Annotated in this window: 20 protein-coding genes and 1 pseudogene; 14 read left to right on the forward strand and 7 right to left on the reverse strand. The window is 70.9% G+C overall.

Annotation, left to right across the window (positions count from 1 at the left end):
• The first annotated feature begins 22 nt into the window (after positions 1-22).
• The 4 genes from AB0J02_RS04675 to AB0J02_RS04690 all read left to right on the forward strand — a co-directional run bounded on the left by AB0J02_RS04675 (position 23) and on the right by AB0J02_RS04690 (position 5113).
• Positions 23-1645: a BCCT family transporter gene (locus AB0J02_RS04675; RefSeq protein WP_363192203.1), complete on the forward strand. Its 1623-nt coding sequence runs from the start codon at positions 23-25 to the stop codon at positions 1643-1645.
• 35 nt (positions 1646-1680) lie between these two features.
• Positions 1681-2322 (forward strand): HAD family hydrolase, encoded by a 642-nt coding sequence (locus AB0J02_RS04680; protein WP_363192102.1) that lies wholly within the window; start codon positions 1681-1683, stop codon positions 2320-2322.
• Positions 2323-2388: 66 nt separating this feature from the next.
• Complete coding sequence (locus tag AB0J02_RS04685; RefSeq protein WP_363192103.1) at positions 2389-3414, forward strand: oxidoreductase; 1026 nt, start codon at positions 2389-2391, stop codon at positions 3412-3414.
• Positions 3415-3475: 61 nt separating this feature from the next.
• Positions 3476-5113, forward strand: a complete 1638-nt coding sequence (locus AB0J02_RS04690) for an ABC-F family ATP-binding cassette domain-containing protein (RefSeq protein WP_363192104.1) — start codon at positions 3476-3478, stop codon at positions 5111-5113.
• Positions 5114-5201: 88 nt separating this feature from the next.
• Here AB0J02_RS04690 and AB0J02_RS04695 read toward each other — a convergent pair whose 3' ends face one another.
• Both AB0J02_RS04695 and AB0J02_RS04700 read right to left on the reverse strand, forming a co-directional pair.
• Positions 5202-7583, reverse strand: coding sequence for a Tex family protein (locus AB0J02_RS04695; RefSeq protein ID WP_363192106.1), 2382 nt, complete (start codon positions 7581-7583; stop codon positions 5202-5204).
• A 124-nt stretch (positions 7584-7707) separates the two neighbouring features.
• On the reverse strand, positions 7708-8583 hold the full coding sequence (locus AB0J02_RS04700; protein ID WP_363192107.1) for a hypothetical protein: 876 nt from the start codon (positions 8581-8583) through the stop codon (positions 7708-7710).
• Positions 8584-8698: 115 nt separating this feature from the next.
• Here AB0J02_RS04700 and AB0J02_RS04705 point away from each other — a divergent pair, with 115 nt between their 5' ends.
• Together AB0J02_RS04705 and AB0J02_RS04710 are read left to right on the forward strand one after the other, a co-directional pair.
• A complete protein-coding gene (locus tag AB0J02_RS04705; protein WP_363192109.1) occupies positions 8699-9679 on the forward strand; it encodes a GlxA family transcriptional regulator in 981 nt (326 codons plus the stop codon).
• 89 nt (positions 9680-9768) lie between these two features.
• Positions 9769-10386: a DJ-1/PfpI family protein gene (locus AB0J02_RS04710; protein WP_363192204.1), complete on the forward strand. Its 618-nt coding sequence runs from the start codon at positions 9769-9771 to the stop codon at positions 10384-10386.
• Here AB0J02_RS04710 and AB0J02_RS04715 read toward each other — a convergent pair.
• Entirely contained in the window at positions 10373-11143 is a 771-nt protein-coding gene (locus tag AB0J02_RS04715) for an enoyl-CoA hydratase-related protein (RefSeq protein ID WP_363192110.1), read from the reverse strand. The two genes, AB0J02_RS04710 and AB0J02_RS04715, sit on opposite strands and share 14 nt — an antisense overlap.
• A gap of 223 nt (positions 11144-11366) precedes the next feature.
• Here AB0J02_RS04715 and AB0J02_RS04720 point away from each other — a divergent pair, with 223 nt between their 5' ends.
• Positions 11367-11912 (forward strand): ATP-binding protein, encoded by a 546-nt coding sequence (locus tag AB0J02_RS04720; RefSeq protein WP_363192111.1) that lies wholly within the window; start codon positions 11367-11369, stop codon positions 11910-11912.
• Between the two features lie 12 nt (positions 11913-11924).
• On the opposite strand, the gene idi is transcribed toward AB0J02_RS04720, so the two are convergent.
• The 4 genes and pseudogenes from idi to galE form a co-directional block, all read right to left on the reverse strand.
• The gene (gene idi, locus AB0J02_RS04725; RefSeq protein ID WP_363192112.1) at positions 11925-12518 is read right to left on the reverse strand and encodes an isopentenyl-diphosphate Delta-isomerase; all 594 of its coding nucleotides are present in this window, start codon (positions 12516-12518) and stop codon (positions 11925-11927) included.
• A gap of 199 nt (positions 12519-12717) precedes the next feature.
• Positions 12718-13461: pseudogene (locus tag AB0J02_RS04730) on the reverse strand (class I SAM-dependent methyltransferase); the annotation flags it as partial.
• Between the two features lie 193 nt (positions 13462-13654).
• Positions 13655-14590, reverse strand: coding sequence for a cation diffusion facilitator family transporter (locus tag AB0J02_RS04735; protein WP_363192113.1), 936 nt, complete (start codon positions 14588-14590; stop codon positions 13655-13657).
• Positions 14591-14767: 177 nt separating this feature from the next.
• Positions 14768-15751, reverse strand: a complete 984-nt coding sequence (galE, locus tag AB0J02_RS04740) for a UDP-glucose 4-epimerase GalE (RefSeq protein ID WP_363192114.1) — start codon at positions 15749-15751, stop codon at positions 14768-14770.
• A 285-nt stretch (positions 15752-16036) separates the two neighbouring features.
• Between galE and AB0J02_RS04745 the strand changes: the two genes are divergently transcribed.
• The 7 genes from AB0J02_RS04745 (at position 16037) to AB0J02_RS04775 (ending at position 23078) form a co-directional block, all read left to right on the forward strand.
• Positions 16037-17818, forward strand: a complete 1782-nt coding sequence (locus tag AB0J02_RS04745) for a DUF5941 domain-containing protein (RefSeq protein WP_363192205.1) — start codon at positions 16037-16039, stop codon at positions 17816-17818.
• Positions 17815-18567 carry a phosphocholine cytidylyltransferase family protein gene (locus tag AB0J02_RS04750; protein WP_363192115.1) on the forward strand — a complete coding sequence of 251 codons (753 nt, stop codon included), beginning with the start codon at positions 17815-17817 and terminating at the stop codon, positions 18565-18567. The genes AB0J02_RS04745 and AB0J02_RS04750 overlap by 4 nt, the downstream gene beginning before the upstream one ends.
• Positions 18555-19622, forward strand: coding sequence for an iron-containing alcohol dehydrogenase family protein (locus AB0J02_RS04755; protein WP_363192116.1), 1068 nt, complete (start codon positions 18555-18557; stop codon positions 19620-19622). The genes AB0J02_RS04750 and AB0J02_RS04755 overlap by 13 nt, the downstream gene beginning before the upstream one ends.
• Complete coding sequence (locus tag AB0J02_RS04760) at positions 19600-20379, forward strand: CDP-alcohol phosphatidyltransferase family protein (RefSeq protein WP_363192117.1); 780 nt, start codon at positions 19600-19602, stop codon at positions 20377-20379. Before AB0J02_RS04755 ends, AB0J02_RS04760 begins: the two co-directional genes overlap by 23 nt.
• A gap of 44 nt (positions 20380-20423) precedes the next feature.
• Positions 20424-21269, forward strand: a complete 846-nt coding sequence (locus AB0J02_RS04765) for a glycosyltransferase (RefSeq protein ID WP_363192206.1) — start codon at positions 20424-20426, stop codon at positions 21267-21269.
• A 95-nt stretch (positions 21270-21364) separates the two neighbouring features.
• Positions 21365-22300 carry an ABC transporter permease gene (locus AB0J02_RS04770; RefSeq protein WP_363192118.1) on the forward strand — a complete coding sequence of 312 codons (936 nt, stop codon included), beginning with the start codon at positions 21365-21367 and terminating at the stop codon, positions 22298-22300.
• The gene (locus AB0J02_RS04775) at positions 22293-23078 is read left to right on the forward strand and encodes an ABC transporter ATP-binding protein (RefSeq protein WP_363192119.1); all 786 of its coding nucleotides are present in this window, start codon (positions 22293-22295) and stop codon (positions 23076-23078) included. The genes AB0J02_RS04770 and AB0J02_RS04775 overlap by 8 nt, the downstream gene beginning before the upstream one ends.
• Positions 23079-23408 lie beyond the last annotated feature (330 nt).

The following is a 23408-nucleotide window of genomic DNA, read 5'->3' on the forward strand; positions in this document are numbered from 1 at the left end:
CCGACGCCCCGCCACCGACCGGATCGTCTTCGGCGTCACCGCCGTGCTCACCCTGGCCTTCGTGGTCTGGGGCTCCGTCGCCACCGACAGCCTGGAAAGCGTCTCCACCAGCGCGCTCAAAGGCCTTATCCACAACGGCGGTTGGGCCTTCATGCTCGCCGCCACCGGCTTCGTGGTCTTCGCGCTGTGGCTGGCGATCAGCCGCTACGGAAAGATCACCCTGGGCAAGGAGGGCGAGGAACCGGAGTTCCGCACCGTCTCCTGGGTCGCCATGATGTTCAGCGCCGGCATGGGCATCGGCCTCATGTTCTACGGCGTGAGCGAACCCCTCGCACACTTCACGACGCCCCCGCCGGGCACCGACCCGGCCGACTCGGCCGAAGCCATGGAAACGGCCATGGCGACCACCCTGTTCCACTGGACCCTGCACCCCTGGGCGATCTACGCGGTCGTCGGACTCGCCATCGCCTACAGCACGTTCCGGCGCCGCAGGCGGCAGACGATCTCCTCCGTCTTCGTGCCGCTCATCGGCGAGAAGCACGCGCACGGCGCGTGGGGCCGGGTCATCGACATCATCGCGATCTTCGCCACGCTCTTCGGCTCGGCGGCCTCGCTCGGCCTCGGCGCCCTGCAGATCGGCTCCGGCTTCGAGGTACTGAACTGGATGGACAAGGCGAGCACCGGGCTGCTCGTCTCCATCATCGCCGTGCTGACCGTGGCGTTCGTGGCCTCCGCCGTCTCCGGAGTGGAGAAGGGCATCCAGTGGCTGTCGAACATCAACATGGTGCTCGCGCTCATCCTGGCGGTCTTCGTCTTCATCGCGGGCCCCACGATCATCGTCCTTGATCTCCTCCCCACCTCCCTCGGCGCCTACCTCGGCGACCTGCCCCAGCTCATCGGCCGCACCGAGGCCTCCAGCGGCAAGGGTGTCGCCGACTGGCTCGGCAGCTGGACGGTCTTCTACTGGGCGTGGTGGATCTCCTGGACGCCGTTCGTCGGCATGTTCATCGCGCGCATCAGCCGCGGCCGCACCATCCGCCAGTTCGTCGGCGGCGTCATCCTCGTCCCCTCCACCGTGAGCCTGCTCTGGTTCGCGATCTTCGGCGGCACGGCGATGAAGATGAAGGAGCACGGGCAGCTGGCCGGCGCCTCCAGCCAGGAGGCCCAACTCTTCGGCGTCCTGCACGAGTTCCCCATCGCCACGGCGTCCAGCCTGCTGGTCATGATCCTCGTCGGCATCTTCTTCGTCTCCGGCGCGGACGCGGCCTCGATCGTCATGGGCACGCTGTCGCAGAAGGGCGCGCTCGAACCCGGCCGGTTCGTCGTCATCTTCTGGGGCGTCGTGACCGGCGCCGTGGCGGCCGTCATGCTGCTCATCGGCAACGGCTCGGGCAACGCGCTCACCGGTCTGCAGAACCTCACGATCCTGGTGGCGGCGCCCTTCACCCTGGTCATGATCGGCATGTGCGTGGCCCTCATGCGCGACCTGCGCCAGGACCCGCTGATCGTCCGCGGCGACATGGGCATCGAGGCCGTCGAGGCGGCCGTGGTCGCCGGACACGAGAAGTACGGCGGCGAGTTCGAGATCCGGATCGGCCCGGGCCAGGGCCTGGAGACGGAGGGCGACCCCCTCGAAAAACACTGAGCTCGCGGCGGGCATGGCGTGCTGCACTGGCGGCCATGCCCCTGCTGCTGCTCGACCTGGACAACACACTGGTCGACCGGGACGCCGCGGTCCGCTCCGCGATGGCGGCGTTCCTGACCGACCACGACCTGCCGGCCACGGACCTGCCCCGGCTGATGGCGGCCGACGGCGACGGATACACGCCGCGGGCCGGACTCGCCGCCCTGATGACGGCCCGCTACGGCGCCCGCGTCCCGCCGCACACGATCCACGCCCTCCTCGACAACGGCGCCACGGACCGCGTCACCTTGTCCGACCCGGTCCGCACGGCACTCCTGACCGCGCGAGCGGCGGGCTGGACGCTGCTCGTCGTCACCAACGGCCGCACCGCGCAACAGACCGCGAAGCTGGAACGTACGGGCCTCGACGCACTCCTCGACGGCTGGACGATCTCCGAGGCGGTCGGCCGCAAGAAGCCCGACCCGAAGATCTTCCACGCGGCGGCCGCCGGCCGTTCCCTCCGGGCGGCCTGGATGGTGGGGGACTCGGCGGTTGCCGATGTCCTGGGAGCGAGGGGGATCGGGCTGCGCACCGCATGGGTGTCCCGGGGGCGGCGCTGGACGGAGCCGGCGTTCGCGCCGACCCATACGGCGCCCGACACGGCGTCGGCGATCGCACACGTGCTGACCAGCCCCTGAAGACGAGCGGGAGCGGAATATGGCATGCCGTGCTCATATCAGGTGCCAAGTGGGGATACTCAGGGCATGTCTGCCGAGTACGCGACTTTCGGCCTGGCACCGGCGATGCGTGCCGGTGGGGTTCTCTCCAATGGTGACGTCCAAGTCCACCGGGACTTCGTGGACTTCATCGTGAACGGCCGCCCGCTGCTGTTCCAGCTCTCCGACCTCGACGCCGTCTCCCCGTTGGCCGCCGACATCCCGCCCGCCATCTTCACCGACCACGTCAAGAGCCTGCTGATGGAGGCCGACGCACCGCTCGCGCACGGCCGTTACGTCATCTACGGCTGTCCCGAGTGCGAGGGCCTGGAGTGCGGCGCGGTCACCGCCGTGATCGAACGGGCCGGCACCGACTTCGTCTGGCGCGACTTCGCCTGGCAGACCGACGAACGGGCCGACCTGGAGCTCAACGGCTACCACGGTATCGGCCCGTTCCGGTTCGACGGCGACGAATACCGGGCGGCGCTCGGTCAGTTGCTCGACGGCGCGGCCCGGTCCGTCAGGCGCCACCGGGTGCTGCTCATCGGCGCCCGCGTCGCCGTCCTCGCCAAGCTCGCCGCCGCCCTGCGCACGATCGGCATCGGCGCCGACATCACCGACGACGCGTCCGGCGTATCGGCCGAGGAACTGCGCAGGTACGGGGCTGTCGCCTTCGGCCGCGCCGTCGACGAGAACCAACAGGCCGCCGTACGAAGCCAGTTCGAGCAGGCGGGCGCCGACCCGGCATACGTCGAAGGACTCGCACCGATCATCCCGGTGCTCGTCGCCCAGATCGAGGCCGCCCTCGACCGCAGCCCGCAGGAACAGCGCCGCCTCACCGGGCTCGCCGCCGCCGACGGGGAGGCGGGCCTCGAAGTGACCTCCACGTGCCGTGTACAGCTGACCGCGTACCGGCTCGACCGCCTCTACCGCACCCACGCCCATGAGGTCTTCGACGACATTCTCGGCCCAGGGCGGCATCGCGTTCCGCTCGACCACAGGGCGAAGAAAGGTGAATCGTTCCTCGTGGCACGCACCACGGGGAGCGTGCTGGTGGCGCCGATGGCACGCTGACCGCCCCCGGGGCAGTGCGGGCGCGCCCCTGCCCGGCGCCCCGATTAGGATCGGCTCCCTGATGACTGCCACGCTCGTAGCCAAGAACCTCGCCGCCGGACACGGGGACCGCGCCCTGTTCGCCGGACTCGACCTCGTCGTCGCGCCCGGCGACGTGATCGGACTCGTCGGCGCCAACGGTGCCGGCAAGTCCACCCTCCTGCGCCTCCTCGCCGGACTCGCCACCCCGGAGGAGGGCGAGCTGCGGCTCTCCCCGGCGAGTGCGACCGTGGGCCACCTCCCGCAGGAACCGGACCGCAGGCCCGGCGAGACCATCCGAGAGTTCCTCGCCCGCCGCACCGGCGTCGACGAGGCCCAGCGCGTCATGGACGAGGCGACCCAGGCCCTCGTCGACGGGGCCCCGGGCGCCGACGACGCGTACGCGACCAGCCTGGAGCGCTGGCTCGCCCTCGGCGGCGCCGACCTCGACGAGCGCGCGGACGAGGTCGCCGAGCAGCTCGGCCTGCGGGTGGGCCTCGACCAGACGATGACGTCGCTCTCCGGCGGCCAGGCCGCCCGCGCGGGCCTGGCCTCCCTGCTCCTGTCCCGCTACGACGTCTTCCTCCTGGACGAGCCGACCAACGACCTCGACCTGGAGGGCCTGGAGCGCCTGGAGGCGTTCGTCCGGGGTCTGCGCGCCGGCACGGTCGTCGTCAGCCACGACCGCGAGTTCCTCGCCCGCACCGTCACCAAGGTCCTGGAGCTCGACCTCGCCCAGCAGCAGATCAACCTCTACGGCGGCGGCTACGACGCCTACCTGGAGGAGCGCGACGTCGCCCGGCGCCACGCGCGTGAGGAGTTCGAGGAGTACGCCGACAAGAAGTCCGCCCTCGAAGGCCGCGCCCAGATGCAGCGGGGCTGGATGGACAAGGGTGTCAAGAACGCCCGGCGCAAGGCGACCGACAACGACAAGATCGGCCGCAAGTTCCGCAGCGAGGCCAGCGAGAAGCAGGCCGCCAAGGCCCGTCAGACGCAGCGCATGATCGAGCGGCTCGACGTCGTCGACGAGCCCCGCAAGGAGTGGGAGCTGCGCATGGAGATCGCGGCCGCGCCCCGCTCGGGCGCGGTCGTCGCCTCGCTGAGGGACGCCGAACTGCGGCGCGGGGACTTCGCGTTCGGCCCGGTGACGCTACAGATCGACTGGGCGGACCGGATCGCGATCACCGGGGCGAACGGCTCCGGAAAGTCGACCCTGCTCGCCGCCCTGCTCGGCCGCATCCCGCTCGACTCGGGCCATGCGACGCTCGGCTCCGGTGTCGTGGTCGGCGAGGTCGACCAGGCCCGCGCCCTGTTCCACGGCACGGAGGCCCTGCTCGACGCGTTCTGTGCGGCCGTCCCCGAGACCGAGCCGGCCGAAGTGCGCACCCTGCTCGCCAAGTTCGGCCTGAAGGCGGAGCACGTCCTGCGCCCGGCGGCCACGCTGTCACCCGGCGAACGCACCCGAGCCGCCCTCGCCCTCCTCCAGGGCAAGGGCGTCAACCTCCTGGTCCTGGACGAACCGACGAACCACCTGGACCTGCCCGCCATCGAGCAGGTGGAGTCGGCCCTGGAGACGTACAAGGGCACGCTGCTGCTGGTCACGCACGACCGCAGGATGCTGGACGCGGTGGAGACGACCAGGCGCCTGGAGGTGGCGGCAGGAAGAGTCGCAGAAGCCTAGACCGCGGTGCCGCTCAGGGGCGCGGGGAACCGCGCGACCAGCCATGAACCGGCCCGCAGCTCCCCACCGCCACCCACGAGGACGGCGCTTACGTCAGACCGGCCTTGCGCAGCGCGTCGGCCATGGCGGAGTTGGCCGGCGCGGCGGCGGGCCGCCCCTTGCCTCCGCCACCGGAGCCACCACGCCCGCCCTGCCGGGGTGTCTGCCGGGGCGGCTGCCGGTCTCCGCCGCCCCGCTTGCCCCGCTCCGGGCCGGAGGCCTTCTCGTCGTCCAGGCGCAGGGTCAGGGAGATCCGCTTGCGCGGCACATCGACCTCGAGCACCTTGACCTTCACGATGTCGCCGGGCTTCACGACGTCGCGCGGGTCCTTCACGAACGTCCGGGACAGGGCCGAGACGTGCGCGAGCCCGTCCTGGTGCACGCCGATGTCGATGAACGCGCCGAAGGCGGCGACGTTGGTCACGACGCCCTCCAGGATCATCCCCGGCTCCAGGTCACCGATCTTCTCGACACCCTCCTTGAAGGTGGCCGTCTTGAAGGCGGGGCGCGGGTCGCGCCCCGGCTTCTCCAGCTCCTTCAGGATGTCCGTCACGGTCGGCAGACCGAACGTGGTGTCCACGTAGTCGGCCGGCTTGAGCGAGCGCAGCGTCCCCGTGTCGCCGATCAGCGAACCGACCGCGCCACCGGTCGACTTCGCCATCCGCCGCACCAGCGGGTAGGCCTCGGGGTGCACGGACGAGGCGTCCAGCGGGTCGTCACCGCCGCGGATCCGCAGGAAGCCCGCGCACTGCTCGTACGCCTTCGGGCCGAGCCGGGCCACGTCCTTGAGGCCCTTGCGGTTGCCGAACGGGCCGTTGGCGTCGCGGTGCGCCACGATGTTCTCGGCGAGTCCGGCGCCGATGCCGGAGACCCGGGCCAGCAGCGGGGCCGAGGCGGTGTTGACGTCCACCCCCACCCCGTTCACACAGTCCTCGACGACGGCGTCCAGGGAGCGGGAGAGCTTCACCTCGCTCAGATCGTGCTGGTACTGGCCGACCCCGATCGACTTCGGGTCGATCTTGACCAGTTCGGCGAGCGGGTCCTGCAGCCGCCGGGCGATGGAGACGGCGCCGCGCAGCGACACGTCCATGTCCGGCAGCTCCTGCGAGGCGAACGCCGACGCCGAGTACACCGAGGCGCCCGCCTCGGAGACCATCACCTTGGTGAGGTTCAACTCCGGGTGCTTCGCGATGAGTTCACCGGCGAGCTTGTCGGTCTCGCGCGACGCCGTGCCGTTGCCGATCGCGATCAGGTCGACCGCGTGCTCCTTGGAGAGCCGCGCCAGCTTGGCGATCGCCTCGTCCCAGCGGTTGGCCGGAACGTGCGGGTGGATGACATCGGTCGCCACGACCTTGCCCGTCGCGTCGACGATCGCGACCTTCACACCCGTACGGAAACCGGGGTCGAGGCCCAGCGTCGCGCGCGTGCCCGCGGGAGCGGCGAGCAGCAGGTCCCGCAGGTTCGCCGCGAAGACCTTGACGGCCTCGTCCTCGGCGGCCGTACGAAGACGCAGCCGCAGGTCGATGCCGAGGTGCACCAGGATGCGCGTACGCCATGCCCAACGGACCGTGTCCGCCAGCCACTTGTCGCCCGGACGCCCCTGGTTCCGGATGCCGAACCGGTCGGCGACGATCGGCTCGTACGAGGAGGAGGGCGCGGCCGAGCCGGAGGCGGCCGGACCTTCGGTGCCCGGCTCCTCCGGCTCCAGGACCAGCTCCAGCACGTCCTCCTTCTCGCCGCGCAGCATCGCCAGGATGCGGTGCGAGGGGAGCTCCTTGAACGGCTCCGCACAGTCGAAGTAGTCGGCGAACTTGGCGCCCGCCTCCTCCTTGCCGGACTTCACCTTCGCGACGAGCCGCCCGCGCACCCACATGCGCTCGCGCAGCTCACCGATCAGGTCGGCGTCCTCGGAGAACCGCTCGGTGAGGATCGCGCGGGCCCCGTCGAGGGCGGCCTGCGGATCGGCGACGCCCTTCTCGGCGTCCACGAACGCGGCCGCCGCGGCCACCGGGTCCACCGACGGGTCGCCGAACAGGCCGTCCGCCAGCGGCTCCAGGCCCGCCTCGCGTGCGATCTGCGCCTTCGTCCGCCGCTTGGGCTTGAACGGCAGGTAGATGTCCTCCAGGCGCGCCTTGGTGTCGGCGGCGCGGATCCGCGCCTCCAGCTCCTCGGTGAGCTTGCCCTGCTCGCGCACCGATTCGAGGACCGACGCCCGCCGCTCCTCCAGGTCGCGCAGATACCGCAGCCGCTCCTCCAGGGTGCGCAGCTGGGCGTCGTCGAGGGACTCCGTCGCCTCCTTGCGGTAGCGGGCGATGAAGGGCACCGTCGAGCCGCCGTCCAGCAGCTCGACGGCAGCCTTCACCTGCCGCTCCCGTACGCCGAGTTCCTCGGCAATCCTGCCTTCGATGGACCCAACAGTGGGTGTCGCCACGATCCCGTACCGCCTATGTCGAATGAGGTTGCGCGGCAATTGTGGCAGGTGGCACCGACAACGGGGGATCAGGGCACGGACCTGCGCACACACTCCGCCGGTCCGCCGCGGGGCGGCGCGGGCCTCAGGCCGTCTTGCCGATGAGGTCCTCGGGGAACGCGCCGTTGCCGAGCGCCGCTCCGACGAACCCCGTGGCCAGCTCGGTCAGCCGGGCCACGCCCGCCTCGCCGAGGTGCTCGTAGGGCGCCCGGTCGAGGACGTCCGTGCGCTCCTCCAGAGCCGCGCGCAGCCGCACACCCTGCTCGGTGAGGGTCAGCTCCGCGTCGCCGGTGAGCAGGCCCCGCGCGCGCAGCCGCTCGGCGGCCTCGTCGAACTCGGCCCGAGTCCAGCCGCGCGTGGAGAGCAGCCACTTCGGGGCCATGCCCTTGCCGGTCGCGACATGGCTGACGAGGGCCTCCACCGGGTCGAGTTCGGCGGCGAGCAGCGCGGCGAGGTGCCCGTCGCCGCGGTGTTCGCGCAGCAGCGTCGCCGCGTGCCAGTACGCGAGGTGCGGCGCCTCCGGGACGGGCAGGTCCGCGTGGGCCGCATACAGGGGGCGGGCGTGCCGCGTGCAGGCTTCCGTGGCGCGCAGGGCGAGTTCGGCGGCCTCGGCCATCTCCTTGGAGGCGAGCGCCTCCTCGCCGAGCAGGCGGCGCAGCGTCGCGTCGACGGCACGCGCGCGTGCCGCGAGCACCGTCTCCGGGGAGGCGGCCTGCCACACCGCGGGCACGTGCCGGGCCACGAGGTCGTACTTGAAGTTGTAGAAGGTCGAGGCCACGGTTCCGGCGCCGACGGCCCCCATGGCCGCGGACCGCACCGCGAAATAGGCGGCGCTGCGGTCCTGCACGCCCACGGCGGCCAGTTCCCTGCCCAGGTCGGGCGAGAAGTAGTGGGTGGAGTGGAACGGATTGACGACGTTGTGACAGCGGCGGGCGGCGCGCAGGCGCGGGTCAGGGGTCATGCCCGTACGTTACCGACCGGTTGGTACGCAGAGGGATGAGGGGGAGCGGACGATGGCAGGAAAGGAGGGGTACTCGTCATTGCGGCCATCCGCGGGGTCCCGAAGAATAAGACGCATGCCGCCCCGTACCGATCGAGTCGTTCTCGTGCTCCTCTTCGACGACGTACAGAGCCTCGACGTCACCGGGCCCGTCGAGGTCTTCGCGGGCGCCACCCTCGCCGCGGGTTCCGCCACCGCCGGGTACCGCGTCCGCACGGCCTCGCTCGACGGCGCTCCGGTCCGTACGTCGAGCGGTCTGACCCTGGTCCCCGATCACGCCCTCTCCGACGCGCCCGCCCCGCACACCGTGCTGGTCCCCGGCGGCCAGGGCACGCGCCGGCCCGACCCGCGCCTGATCGACTGGCTGCGGGAGAACGCGCCGCACGCCCAGCGGATCGTCTCGGTCTGCACGGGCGCGATCCTCCTCGCGCGGGCGGGCCTCCTGGACGGCCGCAGAGCCACGACGCACTGGGCGTACTGCGACCGCCTCGCCCGCGACCACCCGGCGATCGACGTCGACCCGGACCCCATCTACGTACGCGACGGAAACGTGGCGACATCGGCCGGTGTCACCGCCGGTATCGACCTGGCCCTCGCGCTCGTGGAGGAGGACCACGGCAGGGACACCGCCCTGACGATCGCCCGCCACCTGGTCGTCTTCCTGCGACGCCCCGGGAACCAGGCCCAGTTCAGCGCCCAGCTCGCCGCCCAGACCGCCCGCCGCGAGCCGCTGCGCGAGGTCCAGCAGTGGATCACCGAGCATCCCGGCGACGACCTGTCCGTGGAGTCGATGGCGGCCCGTGCCCGCCTCTCACCGCGCCACTTCGCCCGCGCCTTCCAGTCCGAGACGGGCCTCACCCCCGGCAAATACGTGGAGCGCGTCCGCGTGGAACACGCCCGCCGCCTCCTGGAGGACACGACCGACGGCGTCGAGGAGATCTCCCGCGCCAGCGGCTACGGCACACCGGAGGCGATGCGCCGCGCCTTCCTCAAAGCCCTGGGCACACCGCCGGCGGAGTACCGGCGCCGCTTCCACGCGCCCACACCCTCGCACTGACCGGCCTACCGGCTCAGCCACCAAGCCACTCAGCGACTTGACGACATAGGGACTTCCGGAAAGGAACACCGTGCAGATCGCCATCGTCCCTGTTCGACCGGTTCACCGCGCTCGACGCCGTCGGCCCGTACGAGACTCTCGGCCGCCTCCCGGACGCGGAGCTCGTCTTCGTCGCCGAGGAAACGGGCCCTGTCCGCAGCGACACCGGCGCCCTCGCCCTCACCGCGGACAAGACCCTCGCCGAGGTCGCGCACCCGGACATCATCGTGGTCCCGGGCGGGCCGGGGCAGACCGCGCAGATGGAGAACGAGGCCCTCCTGGCGTGGCTGCGCGCGGCCGACGCGACCAGCACGTGGACGACGTCGGTGTGCACGGGCTCCTTGCTGCTGGCCGCCGCGGGCCTGCTCCGGGGACGGCGAGCCACCTCGCACTGGCTGGCCCTCGACTTCCTGAAGCAGTTCGGCGCGCGGCCGACGGGGGAGCGCGTCGTCATCGAGGACAAGTACGTCACCGCGGCCGGGGTGTCGTCCGGCATCGACATGGGCCTGACCCTGCTCGGGAAGATCGCGGGTGACGAACACGCCCAGGCCGTGCAGCTGCTCACCGAGTACGACCCGCAGCCGCCCTACGACGCCGGCTCACCGCACAAGGCGCCCGCCCACCTCGTCGAGGAGTTCCGGGCCAGGAGCCGCTTCATCCTGACGTAGTCGGCACGGTCCAGCCGAAGCGCGGCGCCCTGCGCTCCAGGAACGCGGCGACGCCCTCCGCGGTGTCGCCGCTGCCGCGCGCCTGTTCGGCCCAGTACGCGTCCCGGTCGGTGCGCCCCGCCGCGAACTCCTTCGCCGCCGCCTGCGTCAGCTGCGAGCGGCCGGCGAGCACCCGCGTGAACTCCGCGATGCGCTTGTCCAGCGCGGCCCCGGCCAGGACCTCGTCCAGGAGCCCGGTCCGCAGCGCCCGCTCCGTGTCGATCAACTCACCCGAGAACAGCAGGTACTTGGCGGTCGCCGGACCGACCAGCGCCGCGAGCCGCCGGGTCGAGGAGGCCGGGTAGACGATCCCGAGCTTGGCCGGCGTCACCCCGAACAGCGCGCCCTCGGCGGCGAACCGCAGATCGCACGCGGCCGCCAGCTGACAGCCGCCGCCCACGCAGAAACCGCGGATCACGGCCAGCGTCGGCTTCGGGAAGGCGGCCAGCGCCTCCTCCGCGGCGACGGCCAGCCGCTGCGCCGCGCCCGCGCCCGAGGCGAGCGTGGAGATGTCCGCCCCGGCGCAGAAGGTGTCCCCCGCGCCGGTCAGCACCAGCACCCGCACGGCCGGATCCGCCGCGAGCTCCGCGAGCAGCTGCGGCAGGGCGTCCCACATCGGGTCGGTCATGGCGTTGCGCTTGGCCGGATGGTCGATGACGACGGTGGCGACCCCGTCGGCGACGGTGTGCGTGAGCTGCTGCGAGGACGAGGAGGCCATACGCCGGATGCTATCCGCCGGGCTCGAACGCGCGATCAAGAAGGGGCGCCCCCCGCTCGTGAACCTCGTACAACAAGCTGAAGAGCCCTCGAAAGAGGAACAACCTGGACATGGCCGGTCGCGCGGCTGAAGTTGTCCTACATCCGTGATCAAAAACCACCAGTAGTCGCCGACTTCTGGTCAGTAACCCGGTCCGGACCTGCGCGTTACCAACACTCGAAGGGTGGTGACAATCGAGCGCAGAGGCGGGGACCGGACGATGGGTGACGACGGGTCGGGGGCCCGCACACGTCCTCTGAGCAGTGGGGGAGAGTACCCCGAGCCATCCGTGGGCGTACCCCCGCTGCCGTACGAGGGGATCTGGCGGTTCACGGCGCAGGCGGTCGACGCCTCCGTGCCACAGGCCCGGCGGGCGGTGCGCGAACTGCTCGCCCGGCAAGGAGTGCCCGCCTCCGACGACCTGGTCCACGGGCTGCTGGTGATCGTCTCCGAACTCGTCACCAACGCGGTGAAGCACGCCGCCCTGCTCTCGCCCACGCTCGCCGTGGAGGTCGCCGTCGGCGCGGAGTGGGTGCGGGTCTCCGTGGAGGACGAGCACCCCTACCGCCCCACCGCGCTCGAAGCCACCAGCGGGCAGACCGGCGGACGCGGGCTGTTGCTCGTGCGGGAGATCACGGCGGAGGCGGGCGGCGTCTGCGATGTCGAGCACACCGCGAGCGGGGGCAAGGTCATCTGGGCCGCCCTGCCCCTCGAGCCCGCGAACGCCTGACGACGCGGGCGGCTACCAGCCCGCGGCCGGCCCCGTCAGCTCTCGGACGGCGGGGCGTGCCGCGTCGAGCACGGTCATGAACCATGCCGAGAACGGGTCAGCGGCGTGCCGCGCGGCCAGCTCGTCGGCCGTCACGAACGCCGTCGCCCCGACCTCCTCCGGGTCCACGTTCAACTGCGCCTGCACCATCCCGACGAACAGGTGGTTGAACTCCTGCTCCACCAGGCCCGATTCGGGGTCGGGGTGGTTGTAGCGCACGGTGCCGGCCTCCGCCATCAGCGACGGCGAGACGCCCAGCTCCTCGAAGGTGCGCCGGGCCGCCGCCGCGAACGGGGCTTCGTCCGGGTAGGGGTGGCCGCAGCAGGTGTTCGACCACACGCCGGGGGAGTGGTACTTGCCGAGCGCCCGCTGCTGGAGGAGCAGCCGCCCCTGCTCGTCGAAGAGGAACACGGAGAACGCTCTGTGCAGTTGGCCGGGCGGCTGATGGGCGGCGAGTTTCTCCGCGGTGCCGATCGTCCTGCCGTCCTCGTCGACGAGTTCCAGCAAGATCGCTTCTCCGGTGCCGTTCGACGAATTGTTCGCCGCGGTGGCAGGTGTGATCGGCATACCCATCCTTCGCTTCGGTCCTCGGGCCCCAGTCTGCCGTACGGAACGGACAGTCTCCGACCTCACCACGGACCGAATGTTCCGCCCGGCCGCGAAGCCGGGCGGAACCACCGTATGGCGGGGGCCGGATACCGAACGCGGCCGGGTGGCCGATCGTGCCCCGCGAGGGTCATCCGGGAACCGTCACCGGCTCTCAGATCGCGGGCCGCAGGACGTAGCCCGTGTATCCGTACTCGGCGCCGTGCGCGCGCCGCATCGCCAGCTCCGCGCGCGTGCCGGCGAGCGCCTCGGCCATGCCGGGACGCTCCGGATCGACGGCGCCGGCCCGCTCGGCCAGCGGCCCGTAGTACTCGTCCCAGTCGGACTCGGGCTGCCGGTACGCACCGAGTACGGAGTACCCGGCGGCCGCGCAGGCCCGCAGGTTCCCCTCGGTCGTCCGGAGCGGGCAGTGCTCCTCCCAGAAGGCGCGGGCCTGCGGGGACGGGGCGTCCGTCGTCCACTCGCACTCGGTGAGCACCAGCGCGCCACCGGGGGCGAGCAGTCGCTTCCACCGCGCGAGCGCGGTGTCGAAGCCGATGATGTACGCCGAGCTCTCGGCCCAGATCAGGTCGAAAGAACCGTCCTGATAGGTGAGTTCGCCCATGTCCCCCGCGACGGGGTGGACCCGGTCGGCGAGCCCCCGCCCGCGCGCCGCCGCCCGCAGTTCGTCGAGGAACGGTTCGTGCCGGTCCACGGCCGTCACCTCGCCGCCGGTCTCGGCGGCGAGCAGCAGCGCGGAGCGGCCCGGGCCGCAGCCCAGGTCGAGGATGCGGGGACGTGCGGGCAGCTCGCCCGCGAGGGACAGGAGGTGCCGCGTCGTGGCGTCGGAGCCGGGGCCCTGCCGGGGGAGCCCGTGGTGCAGGGCGAAGAAGGAATCGCGTACGACGTTGCTGTCGTCAGTCAACGTAAAACCCTTGAGTGAAGGGGCCTCGCTCAGGCGAGAGCCCGGGAGATGGGGATGCACCTGTCGCTGCGCACGGCAGCGCTCACCGCGACGACAGTCATCAACCCACCTCCTCAAGAATCGCGGGCCACGGTAGCACGCTCAGTGGCAGACCTCAGTGGCAGACCTCAGTGGCAGACCTCAGTGGCGGACCTCAGTGGCAGAGCTTCGCCTCGTGCTCGGCGTGCCCGCTCGGCTCCAGCTGGAACGTGCAGTGCTCGACGTCGAAATGGTCGCCGAGGCAGCCCTGCAGCTCGTGCAGCATCTTCTCGTTCCCGATCGTGCTGAGCACGTCCTGGCTGACGACCACGTGCGCGGAGAGCACCGGCATGCCCGACGTGATCGTCCAGGCGTGCAGGTCGTGGACGTCCTCGACGCCCGGCAGGGCCACTATGTGGGAGCGCACCCGGGCCATGTCGACACCCTTGGGGGCCGATTCGAGCAGGACGTTCAACGTCTCGCGCAGCAGCTTCACCGTGCGCGGGACGATCATGAGGCCGATGATCAGCGACGCGATCGGGTCGGCGGCCTGCCAGCCGGTGGTCAGGATGATCACCGCCGAGATCAGCACCGCGAGCGAGCCGAGCGCGTCCGCCGCCACCTCCAGGAAGGCTCCGCGTACGTTCAGGCTCTCCTGCTGCCCCTTCACGAGCAGGGACAGCGAGATCATGTTCGCCACCAGGCCGATGAGGCCGTAGACGATCGTCAGGCCGCCCGCCGTCTCGGCCGGTTCCATGAAGCGCTGGATCGCCTCGTACAGGACGTAGCCGCCGACGCCCAGCAGCAGCAGGCAGTTGGCGAGGGCGGCGAGGATCTCGGCGCGTGCGTAGCCGAAGGTGTGCCGCTCGCTGGCCGGACGGTTGGCGAAGTGGATCGCGAGCAGGGCCATCGCGAGGCCGAGCGCGTCCGTCGCCATGTGGGTGGCGTCCGCGATGAGGGCGAGGGAGTCGGCCATGACGCCGCCGACGATCTCCACGACCATCACGGTCAGCGTGATCGAGAGCGCGATGCGCAGCCGCCCCTTGTGGGCCGCGGCGGCCGTACCGGTCGTCGGCCCGTGGCTGTGCCCGTGGTCGTGTCCGGCCCCCATGGAAACCGCCCTCCGTGTCGGTCGGTCGTGCCGCCCCGGTGGGGGCGGCGATCACAGTGAACTACGGGCAGGGGGTATCCGCAAACACTGCCATGAACACCGTTGTCATCTGCTCTGACCTGCGGATATGTCCCTGTGGAGGGAGGCCGCATGTCCGCAGGTCAGGGCGGTGACCGATCACTCGCGGCTGTTGTCGGGGTGTCGCAGGCGCCAGCCGGCCCAGGCCGATTCGACCATCTCGCGTACCCCGCGTGTCGCCGTCCAGCCGAGCTCCTTCTCGGCCCGCGCCGAGGAGCCGACCGCGCGCGGCGCGTCACCGGGGCGGCGCGGCTCGACGAGCGCCTGCCTCGGATCCCCGGTGACCTCCGCGATCACGTCGATCAGCTCGCGCACGGACACCCCCAGACCCGTGCCGATGTTGAGGGTCAGATCACCGCTCGCGTCGGGCCGCGCCAGCCTGCGGGCCGCCGCGAGATGCGCCTCGGCGAGGTCGGCGACATGGATGTAGTCGCGTACGCACGTGCCGTCCGGCGTCGGGTAGTTGTCGCCGAAGATCCGCGGGGCCTCGCCGCGCGTGAGCCGGTCGAAGACCATCGGGATCACGTTGTAGACGCCGATGTCCGCGAGCCGCGGCTCGGCGGCGCCCGCCACGTTGAAGTAGCGCAGGCACACCGTCGCCATCCCGTGCGCGTGCCCGGCCGCCCGCACCAGCCACTCGCCCGCCAACTTCGTCTCGCCGTAGGGGTTCACGGGCGCGCACGGCGTCGACTCGGTGATGAGGTCGGTGTCGGGGTTGCCGTAGACGGCCGCCGACGACGAGAAGACGAAGCGGCGCACGCCCGCCGCCGCGACCGTCTCCAGGAGCGTGGCGAGCCCGCCCACGTTGTCCCGGTAGTACGGCTCGGGCTTCTCGACGGATTCGCCGACCTGCTTGTGCGCGGCGAGGTGCACGACACCGGTCACCTCGTGCTCGGCGCACACCCGGCGCACGAGATCGGCGTCCAGCGCCGAGCCGCGCACCAGCGGGATCTGCGCGGGCAGCCGGTCGGGTACCCCGGACGTGACGTTGTCGAGGACGACGACGCGTTCACCGGCCCCCGCCATCGCCCGCGCCACGTGTGCCCCGATGTATCCGGCTCCGCCGGTGATCAGCCATGTCATGACGCACCACCCTAAGCGGGCCCTGGCGGGAACAGACCGACCTCGGGTTTGTGGCGCGGGGCCTTGATCGACAATGATGAACCGGCGGCCTGGCCTACGCAGACCGCGTGAGACAGGGGCCAATCGGGCCGTAAACGGGCGGTGAACGTCCGGCTCTCAACATCCGATAGCCTCTGCCGACATACCGCCCGGCCACCCCTGGGGACTGCCAGGGGCTGTGCTCCGGGCGCCTCCACCGTGCATGAGCCCGGCGCCCTCGCGTCGGCACCCAAGGAGTGAGTTCGTCTGTCGACCGCCATCGTCACCGGTCAGCCGGTCCCCGGGTCGTCCCTGGAGGGCGATCTGCGGGACCTCGGCTTCGACGTACGACTCGCCCCGGACGCGGCGGACGCCGAAGCGGCGCTCGCGAGCGCCCCCGGCGACCAGCGGGTCGCGGTCGTCGACGCGGGCTTCGTGGGCCATGTCCACGCCCTGCGCCTCGGCCTCACCGACCCCCGCTTCCCCGTGTCGGCGATCCCCGGCGCCCTCACCGCCCAGCCCACGGCCCGCCAGGCCCTGCAGCGGGCGGTCGAGGAGACGGGCCCCGCCCCCGACGCCGCGGCCGAGAGCCTGGCGGCGGCCGGCACCGACGTGCACCGCCCCGAACTCGGTGAGCTCGTCGCCGCGGTGCCCACCGACCCGCAGACCCGCAATGAGGCCCGGCAGGCCGTCGCCGCCGTCGACGACGAGGCGATCCGGCTGCGTACGGCGGTCAAGGCACGGGACGGCTTCTTCACCACGTACTGCATCAGCCCGTACTCCCGCTACATCGCGCGCTGGTGCGCACGCCGCGGCCTGACCCCGAACCAGGTCACCACCGCGTCGCTGCTCACCGCCCTGATCGCGGCGGGCTGCGCGGCCACGGGCACCCGCGTCGGCTTCGTCGGGGCGGGCATCCTGCTGCTCTGCTCCTTCGTCCTGGACTGCACCGACGGGCAGCTCGCCCGCTACTCGCTGCAGTACTCGACGCTCGGCGCCTGGCTGGACGCGACCTTCGACCGCGCCAAGGAGTACGCCTACTACGCGGGTTTGGCGCTCGGCGCGGCCAACGCCACGGGCGATGACGTATGGGCCCTCGCGCTCGGCGCGATGGTCCTGCAGACCTGCCGGCACGTCGTCGACTTCTCCTTCAACGAGGCGCACGCCGACAGCATCGTCGCGACCGCCAACACCAGCCCCACCGCCGCACTTTCGGACAAACTCGACAGCGTCGGGTGGACGGTCTGGGTGCGCCGGATGATCGTGCTGCCGATCGGCGAACGCTGGGCGCTGATCGCGATCCTCACCGCGCTGACCACACCGCGCATCACCTTCTACGTCCTTCTCGTCGGCTGCGCGCTCGCCGCCTGCTACACGACCGCGGGCCGCGTCCTGCGCTCGCTGACCCGCAAGGCGCACCGCACCCCGCGGGCCGCGCAGGCGCTGGCCGATCTGGCCGACACCGGCCTGCTGGCCGGCGGGACGATCCGCAAACTGCGCGGCGGCGGGTACACGGCGCCGCTGCTCGCCGCGGTCGCCGCCGCCCTCCTGGTGATCACCGCCGCGATCTGCGGATACGGGTCCTGGAGCGTCTTCGCCGCGGCGTGCGTCTACGTGATCCTTGCCTCCCTCGCCGTCTCCGGACCGCTCACCGGCCCGCTGGACTGGCTGGTCCCGCCGCTCTTCAGGGCCGCCGAGTACGGCACGGTGCTGCTGCTCGCGGCCAAGGCGGACGTACAGGGGGCGCTGCCCGCGGCATTCGGGCTGGTGGCCGCGGTCGCCTACCATCATTACGACACGGTGTACCGCATCCGCGGCGGCACCGGAGCGCCCCCGCGCTGGCTCGTCCACGCCATTGGCGGGCACGACGGCAGAACACTGCTGGTCACACTGCTGGCCGCGCTGCTCGCAACGACAGATTTCCCGCTCGCGCTCACGGCGCTCGCCGTGCTCGTGGCACTTGTGGTGCTCGCCGAGAGCATCCGCTTCTGGGTCGCTTCCGCTCGTCGTGGAGCACCCGCCGTACACGATGAAGGAGAACCCGCATGATCGGCCTCGTCCTGGCCGCCGGCGCCGGCAGCCGGCTTCGCCCCTACACCGAGACGCTTCCCAAGGCGCTCGTGCCCGTCGCGGGCGAGGGAACCGAGAACGAGCTCTCCGTCCTCGACATCACCCTCAAGAACTTCGCCGAGATCGGCCTCGAGGAGGTCGGCATCATCGTCGGCTACCGCAAGGAGGTCGTCTACGAGCGCAAGGCCGCGCTCGAGGCGAAGTACGGCCTGAAGCTGACGCTCATCGAGAACGACGTTGCCGAGAAGTGGAACAACGCGTACTCCCTGTGGTGTGGCCGTGACGCCATCAAGCACTCGGTGATCCTCGCCAACGGCGACACCGTGCACCCGGTCTCCGTCGAGAAGACGCTGCTCGCCGCCCGTGGCGACGGCAAGAAGATCATTCTTGCCCTGGACACGGTGAAGGACCTGGGCGAGGAGGAGATGAAGGTCGTCGTGGACCCCGAGACGGGCGTCCGGAAGATCACGAAGCTGATGGACCCCTCCGAGGCCACCGGCGAGTACATCGGCCTCACCCTCATCGAGGGCGAGGCCGCCGACGAGCTGGCCGACGCCCTGAAGGCCACGTACGAGCGTGACCCGCAGCTGTACTACGAGGACGGCTACCAGGAGCTCGTGAACCGCGGCTTCAAGGTCGACGTCGCCCCGATCGGCGACGTGAAGTGGGTCGAGATCGACAACCACGACGACCTCGCCAAGGCCCGGGAGATCGCGTGCCAGTACTGACGAGGCTCATTCCCTCGCCGGTCGTCGTCGACATCCGGCCGGGGGCCCTCAACGACCTCGCCGGGGTCCTCGCCGACCAGAGGATCTCGTCGTCCACGGGGCGCCTGGCCATCGCGATCAGCGGTGGCTCGGGCGCCGCCCTGCGGGCCCGTCTGGAGTCCTCGCTGCCCCGCGCCGACTGGTTCGAGGTCGGCGGCGGCACGCTCGACGACGCCATCCAGCTCGCCGACGACATCAAGAAGGCGGGCCGTTACGACGCGATCGTCGGCCTCGGCGGCGGCAAGATCATCGACTGCGGCAAGTTCGCCGCCGCGCGCGTGGGTCTGCCGCTGGTCGCCGTCGCGACGAACCTGTCGCACGACGGCCTCTGCTCGCCCGTCGCGACCCTCGACAACGACGCGGGCCGCGGCTCGTACGGCGTGCCGAACCCCATCGCGGTCGTCATCGACCTCGACGTGATCCGTGAGGCACCGGTCCGCTTCGTGCGCTCCGGCATCGGCGACGCCCTGTCGAACATCTCCGCGGTCGCGGACTGGGAGCTGGCAGCCCGCGAGCGCGGCGAGGACATCGACGGGCTCGCGGCCGCCATGGCCCGCCAGGCCGGCGAAGCGGTCCTGCGCCACCCCGGCGGCGTCGGCGACGACGCCTTCCTCCAGGTCCTCGCCGAGGGCCTGGTCCTCACCGGCATCGCCATGTCGGTCTCCGGGGACTCCCGGCCCGCATCCGGCGCCTGCCACGAGATCAACCACGGCTTCGACCTCCTCTACCCCAAGCGCGCCGCCAGCCATGGCGAGCAGTGCGGCCTGGGCGCGGCCTTCGCGATGCACCTGCGCGGTGCCCGCGACGAGTCCCGCTTCATGGTCGACGTACTGCGCCGCCACGGTCTGCCCGTGACGCCCGAGGAGATCGGCTTCACCGTGGACGAGTTCGTGAAGGTCGTGGAGTTCGCTCCGCAGACCCGGCCCGGCCGCTACACGATCCTCGAACACCTCGCCCTCACCACCGACCAGATCAGGGACGCCTACGCCGACTATGCAAAAGCCATCGGTAGCTGAGCTCCGCCCGGTCGTCCACCCCGCGGGTGTGAAGGACCGGCGCAGCGGTGAGCACTGGGGCGGACGGCTCTACATGCGCGAGATCTCGCTGCGCATCGACCGCCACCTGGTGAACACCAAGGTCACGCCCAACCAGCTGACCTACCTGATGACCGTCTGTGGCGTCCTCGCGGCCCCCGCCCTGCTCCTGCCGGGCATCTGGGGTGCCGTCCTCGGCGTCGTCGCGGTCCAGCTGTACCTGCTCCTCGACTGCGTCGACGGCGAGATCGCCCGGTGGCGCAAGCAGTACTCGCTCGCCGGGGTCTGGATGGACCGCGTCGGCGCGTACCTCACCGACGCCGCCGTCCTCGTCGGCTTCGGCCTGCGCGCCGCCGATCTGTGGGGCACCGGCCGGATCGACTGGCTGTGGGCCTTCCTCGGCACGCTCGCCGCGCTCGGTGCGATCCTGATCAAGGCCGAGACCGACCTCGTCGGCGTGTCCCGCGCACAGAGCGGCCGGGAGCAGGTCAAGGAGTCGGCGTCCGAGATCCGCGGCTCCGGCATGGCGCTGGCCCGCAGGGCCGCCGCCGCGCTCAAGTTCCACCGCCTCATCCTGGGCATCGAGGCCTCGCTCCTCATCCTGGTCCTCGCGATCGTGGACCAGATCCGGGGCGACCTCTTCTTCACGCGCCTCGGTGTGGCCGTGCTGGCGGGCATCGCGCTCCTGCAGACCCTGCTCCACCTCGTGTCCATCCTCGCTTCGAGCAGGCTGAAGTGAGCACGCAGATACGGCCGTCGAAGGTCGGCGCGGTGATCATCACCATGGGCAACCGCCCGGCAGAGCTGCGCGCCCTCCTCGACTCGGTCGCCAAACAGGACGGCGACCCGGTCGAGGTGGTCGTGGTCGGCAACGGCTCGCCGGTCCCGGACGTCCCCGAAGGCGTACGGACCGTGGAACTGCCCGAGAACCTCGGCATCCCCGGCGGACGCAACGTCGGCATCGAGGCCTTCGGGCCCTCCGGCTCCGACGTCGACATCCTGCTCTTCCTCGACGACGACGGCCTGCTGCCGCTGACCGACACGGCCGAGCTGTGCCGCGAGGCCTTCGCCGCCGACCCCAGGCTCGGCATCATCAGCTTCCGCATCGCGGACCCGGACACCGGCGAGACCCAGCGCCGGCACGTGCCGCGGCTCCGCGCCGCCGACCCGATGCGCTCCTCGCGCGTCACGACGTTCCTGGGCGGCGCCAACGCCGTGCGGACACGGGTCGTCGCCGAGGTCGGCGGACTGCCCGACGAGTTCTTCTACGCCCACGAGGAGACCGACCTCGCCTGGCGTGCCCTCGACGCGGGCTGGATGATCGACTACCGCGCCGACATGGTGCTGAACCACCCGACCACGGCCCCGTCCCGGCACGCGGTCTACCACCGCATGGTGGCCCGCAACCGCGTCTGGCTCGCCCGCCGCAACCTGCCCGCGCCGCTGGTCCCCGTATACCTCGGCGTGTGGCTGCTCCTCACCCTCGCCCGCCGCCCCTCGGGCCCGGCCCTGAAGGCCTGGCTCGGCGGTTTCAAGGAGGGCTGGACCACGCCCTGCGGCCCCAGGCGTCCCATGAAGTGGCGTACGGTGTGGCGCCTGACCCGACTGGGCCGGCCTCCTGTCATCTGACAAGCTCGAAGTCTGAGAGCATGCGGCCGGACCCCGGTCCGCGGCTCTCGCCCATGCCCGATCAGGCTGCGCTTTTGAAGACGAAAGTTCCCCTTGTGAGTGAGACAACGCATGACGGATCCGTCGCGGTGACCGCGGCCCCGTCGCCCGACGACGGGCTCTCCCCGGCCGAGCTCGCCGCCAAGTACGGCCTGTCCGTCAGCGGAGCCCGTCCCGGTCTGTTCGAGTACGTACGACAGCTGTGGAGCCGGCGCCACTTCATCATCGCCTTCTCCCAGGCGAAGCTGACCGCCCAGTACAGCCAGGCCAAGCTCGGCCAGGTCTGGCAGGTGGCGACGCCGTTGTTGAACGCCGCGGTCTACTTCTTCATCTTCGGGCTGCTGCTCGGGGCCAGGAAGGGCATCCCGCACGACATCTACGTGCCGTTCCTGGTCACGGGTGTCTTCGTCTTCACGTTCACCCAGAGCTCGGTCATGGCGGGCGTACGGGCGATCTCCGGGAACCTGGGCCTGGTCCGGGCACTCCACTTCCCGCGGGCCTCGCTGCCGATCTCCTTCGCGCTCCAGCAGCTCCAGCAGCTGCTCTTCTCGATGATCGTGCTCGTCGTGGTCATGGTGGGCTTCGGGATCTTCCCGGCCTTGTCCTGGCTGCTCGTGCTGCCCGCGCTGGTCCTCCAGTTCGTCTTCAACACGGGTCTCGCACTGATCTTCGCCAGGGCGGGCAGCAAGACGCCCGACCTGGCGCAGCTGATGCCCTTCGTCATGCGCACCTGGATGTACGCCTCCGGCGTCATGTTCAGCATCCCCGCGATGCTCGCGGACAAGAACGCGCCCGGCTGGCTCGCGGACGTCCTCCAGTGGAACCCGGCCTCCCTCTACATGGACCTGATCCGGTTCGCCATGATCGACGACTACGGTTCCTCCTACCTGCCGCCGCACGTGTGGGCCTTCGCGGCCGGGTGGGCGGTCCTGATCGGGATCGTCGGCTTCATCTACTTCTGGAAGTCAGAGGAGCGGTACGGCCGTGGCTGATCTCGACAAGACGACCGATGCACGTATCCCGACGGTCATCGCCGACGACCTGCACATCGTGTACCGCGTCAACGGCACGAGGACCGGCAAGGGCAGCGCCACGTCCGCGCTGAGCCGCATAATCAAGCGCGGCGAAGAGCGTGGCGTGCGCAAGGTGCACGCCGTGCGCGGCGTCTCCTTCACCTCCTACCGCGGCGAGGCCGTCGGCCTGATCGGTTCGAACGGGTCCGGCAAGTCGACGCTGCTGCGCGCCATCGCGGGCCTGCTGCCCGCGGAGCAGGGCAAGGTCTACACCGACGGCCAGCCCTCGCTGCTCGGAGTGAACGCGGCGCTGATGAACGATCTGACGGGCGAGCGCAACGTCATCCTCGGTGGTCTCGCGATGGGCATGTCCCGCGAGGAGATCAGGGAGCGGTACCAGGACATCGTCGATTTCTCGGGCATCAACGAGAAGGGCGACTTCATCACGCTTCCCATGCGCACCTACTCGTCCGGCATGGCGGCCCGGCTGCGCTTCTCCATCGCGGCCGCCAAGGACCACGACGTGCTGATGATCGACGAGGCGCTGGCCACCGGCGACCGCAAGTTCCAGAAGCGCTCCGAGGCCCGGATCCGTGAGCTGCGCAAGGAGGCCGGCACGGTCTTCCTCGTCAGCCACAACAACAAGTCCATCCGCGACACCTGCGACCGCGTTCTCTGGCTGGAGCGCGGGGAACTGCGTATGGACGGTCCGACGGCCGAGGTACTGAAGGAGTACGAGAAGTTCACGGGCAAGTAACCGCCGAGCTTCCGACCGCGTCATAGGAGGCCCCACCGAGCTCCCGTCGGTGGGGCCTCTGATATGCCTGTACCCACCAACTACTTGGCCGTGGCGCTTGCGATCAAGGTCAAAGGTGGGTCAACTTCCTTGCCCGCAAGGAATCTTGGCCTCGATCGGTGTGTTGTTGTGACGCGCGGAACACCCCGCCGTGGCGGGCCTCGTTGTACAACGTAAGCTGTACCGGTGCTTATTCGCGGCAAGTGGGGCGATAATGCGCGATGTCCCGGTCCGGCGGGGGAGAGCCGACGGTGCGGACGGCCGGGCGGCGTGTCCGAAATAGGATGTATT

Source organism: Streptomyces sp. NPDC050264, assembly GCF_040655895.1.
Lineage (GTDB): Bacteria > Actinomycetota > Actinomycetes > Streptomycetales > Streptomycetaceae > Streptomyces.

Excerpts from the sequence above, each read along its gene's own strand:
- AB0J02_RS04680 (WP_363192102.1), top strand. The coding sequence starts at position 1,681 with ATGCCCCTGCTGCTGCTCGACCTGGACAACACACTGGTCGACCGGGAC.
- AB0J02_RS04685 (WP_363192103.1), top strand. The coding sequence starts at position 2,389 with ATGTCTGCCGAGTACGCGACTTTCGGCCTGGCACCGGCGATGCGTGCC.
- AB0J02_RS04690 (WP_363192104.1), top strand. The coding sequence starts at position 3,476 with ATGACTGCCACGCTCGTAGCCAAGAACCTCGCCGCCGGACACGGGGAC.
- AB0J02_RS04700 (WP_363192107.1), bottom strand. The coding sequence starts at position 8,583 with ATGACCCCTGACCCGCGCCTGCGCGCCGCCCGCCGCTGTCACAACGTC.
- AB0J02_RS04705 (WP_363192109.1), top strand. The coding sequence starts at position 8,699 with ATGCCGCCCCGTACCGATCGAGTCGTTCTCGTGCTCCTCTTCGACGAC.
- AB0J02_RS04715 (WP_363192110.1), bottom strand. The coding sequence starts at position 11,143 with ATGGCCTCCTCGTCCTCGCAGCAGCTCACGCACACCGTCGCCGACGGG.
- idi (WP_363192112.1), bottom strand. The coding sequence starts at position 12,518 with ATGCCGATCACACCTGCCACCGCGGCGAACAATTCGTCGAACGGCACC.
- AB0J02_RS04735 (WP_363192113.1), bottom strand. The coding sequence starts at position 14,590 with ATGGGGGCCGGACACGACCACGGGCACAGCCACGGGCCGACGACCGGT.
- galE (WP_363192114.1), bottom strand. The coding sequence starts at position 15,751 with ATGACATGGCTGATCACCGGCGGAGCCGGATACATCGGGGCACACGTG.
- AB0J02_RS04750 (WP_363192115.1), top strand. The coding sequence starts at position 17,815 with ATGATCGGCCTCGTCCTGGCCGCCGGCGCCGGCAGCCGGCTTCGCCCC.
- AB0J02_RS04760 (WP_363192117.1), top strand. The coding sequence starts at position 19,600 with ATGCAAAAGCCATCGGTAGCTGAGCTCCGCCCGGTCGTCCACCCCGCG.
- AB0J02_RS04765 (WP_363192206.1), top strand. The coding sequence starts at position 20,424 with ATGGGCAACCGCCCGGCAGAGCTGCGCGCCCTCCTCGACTCGGTCGCC.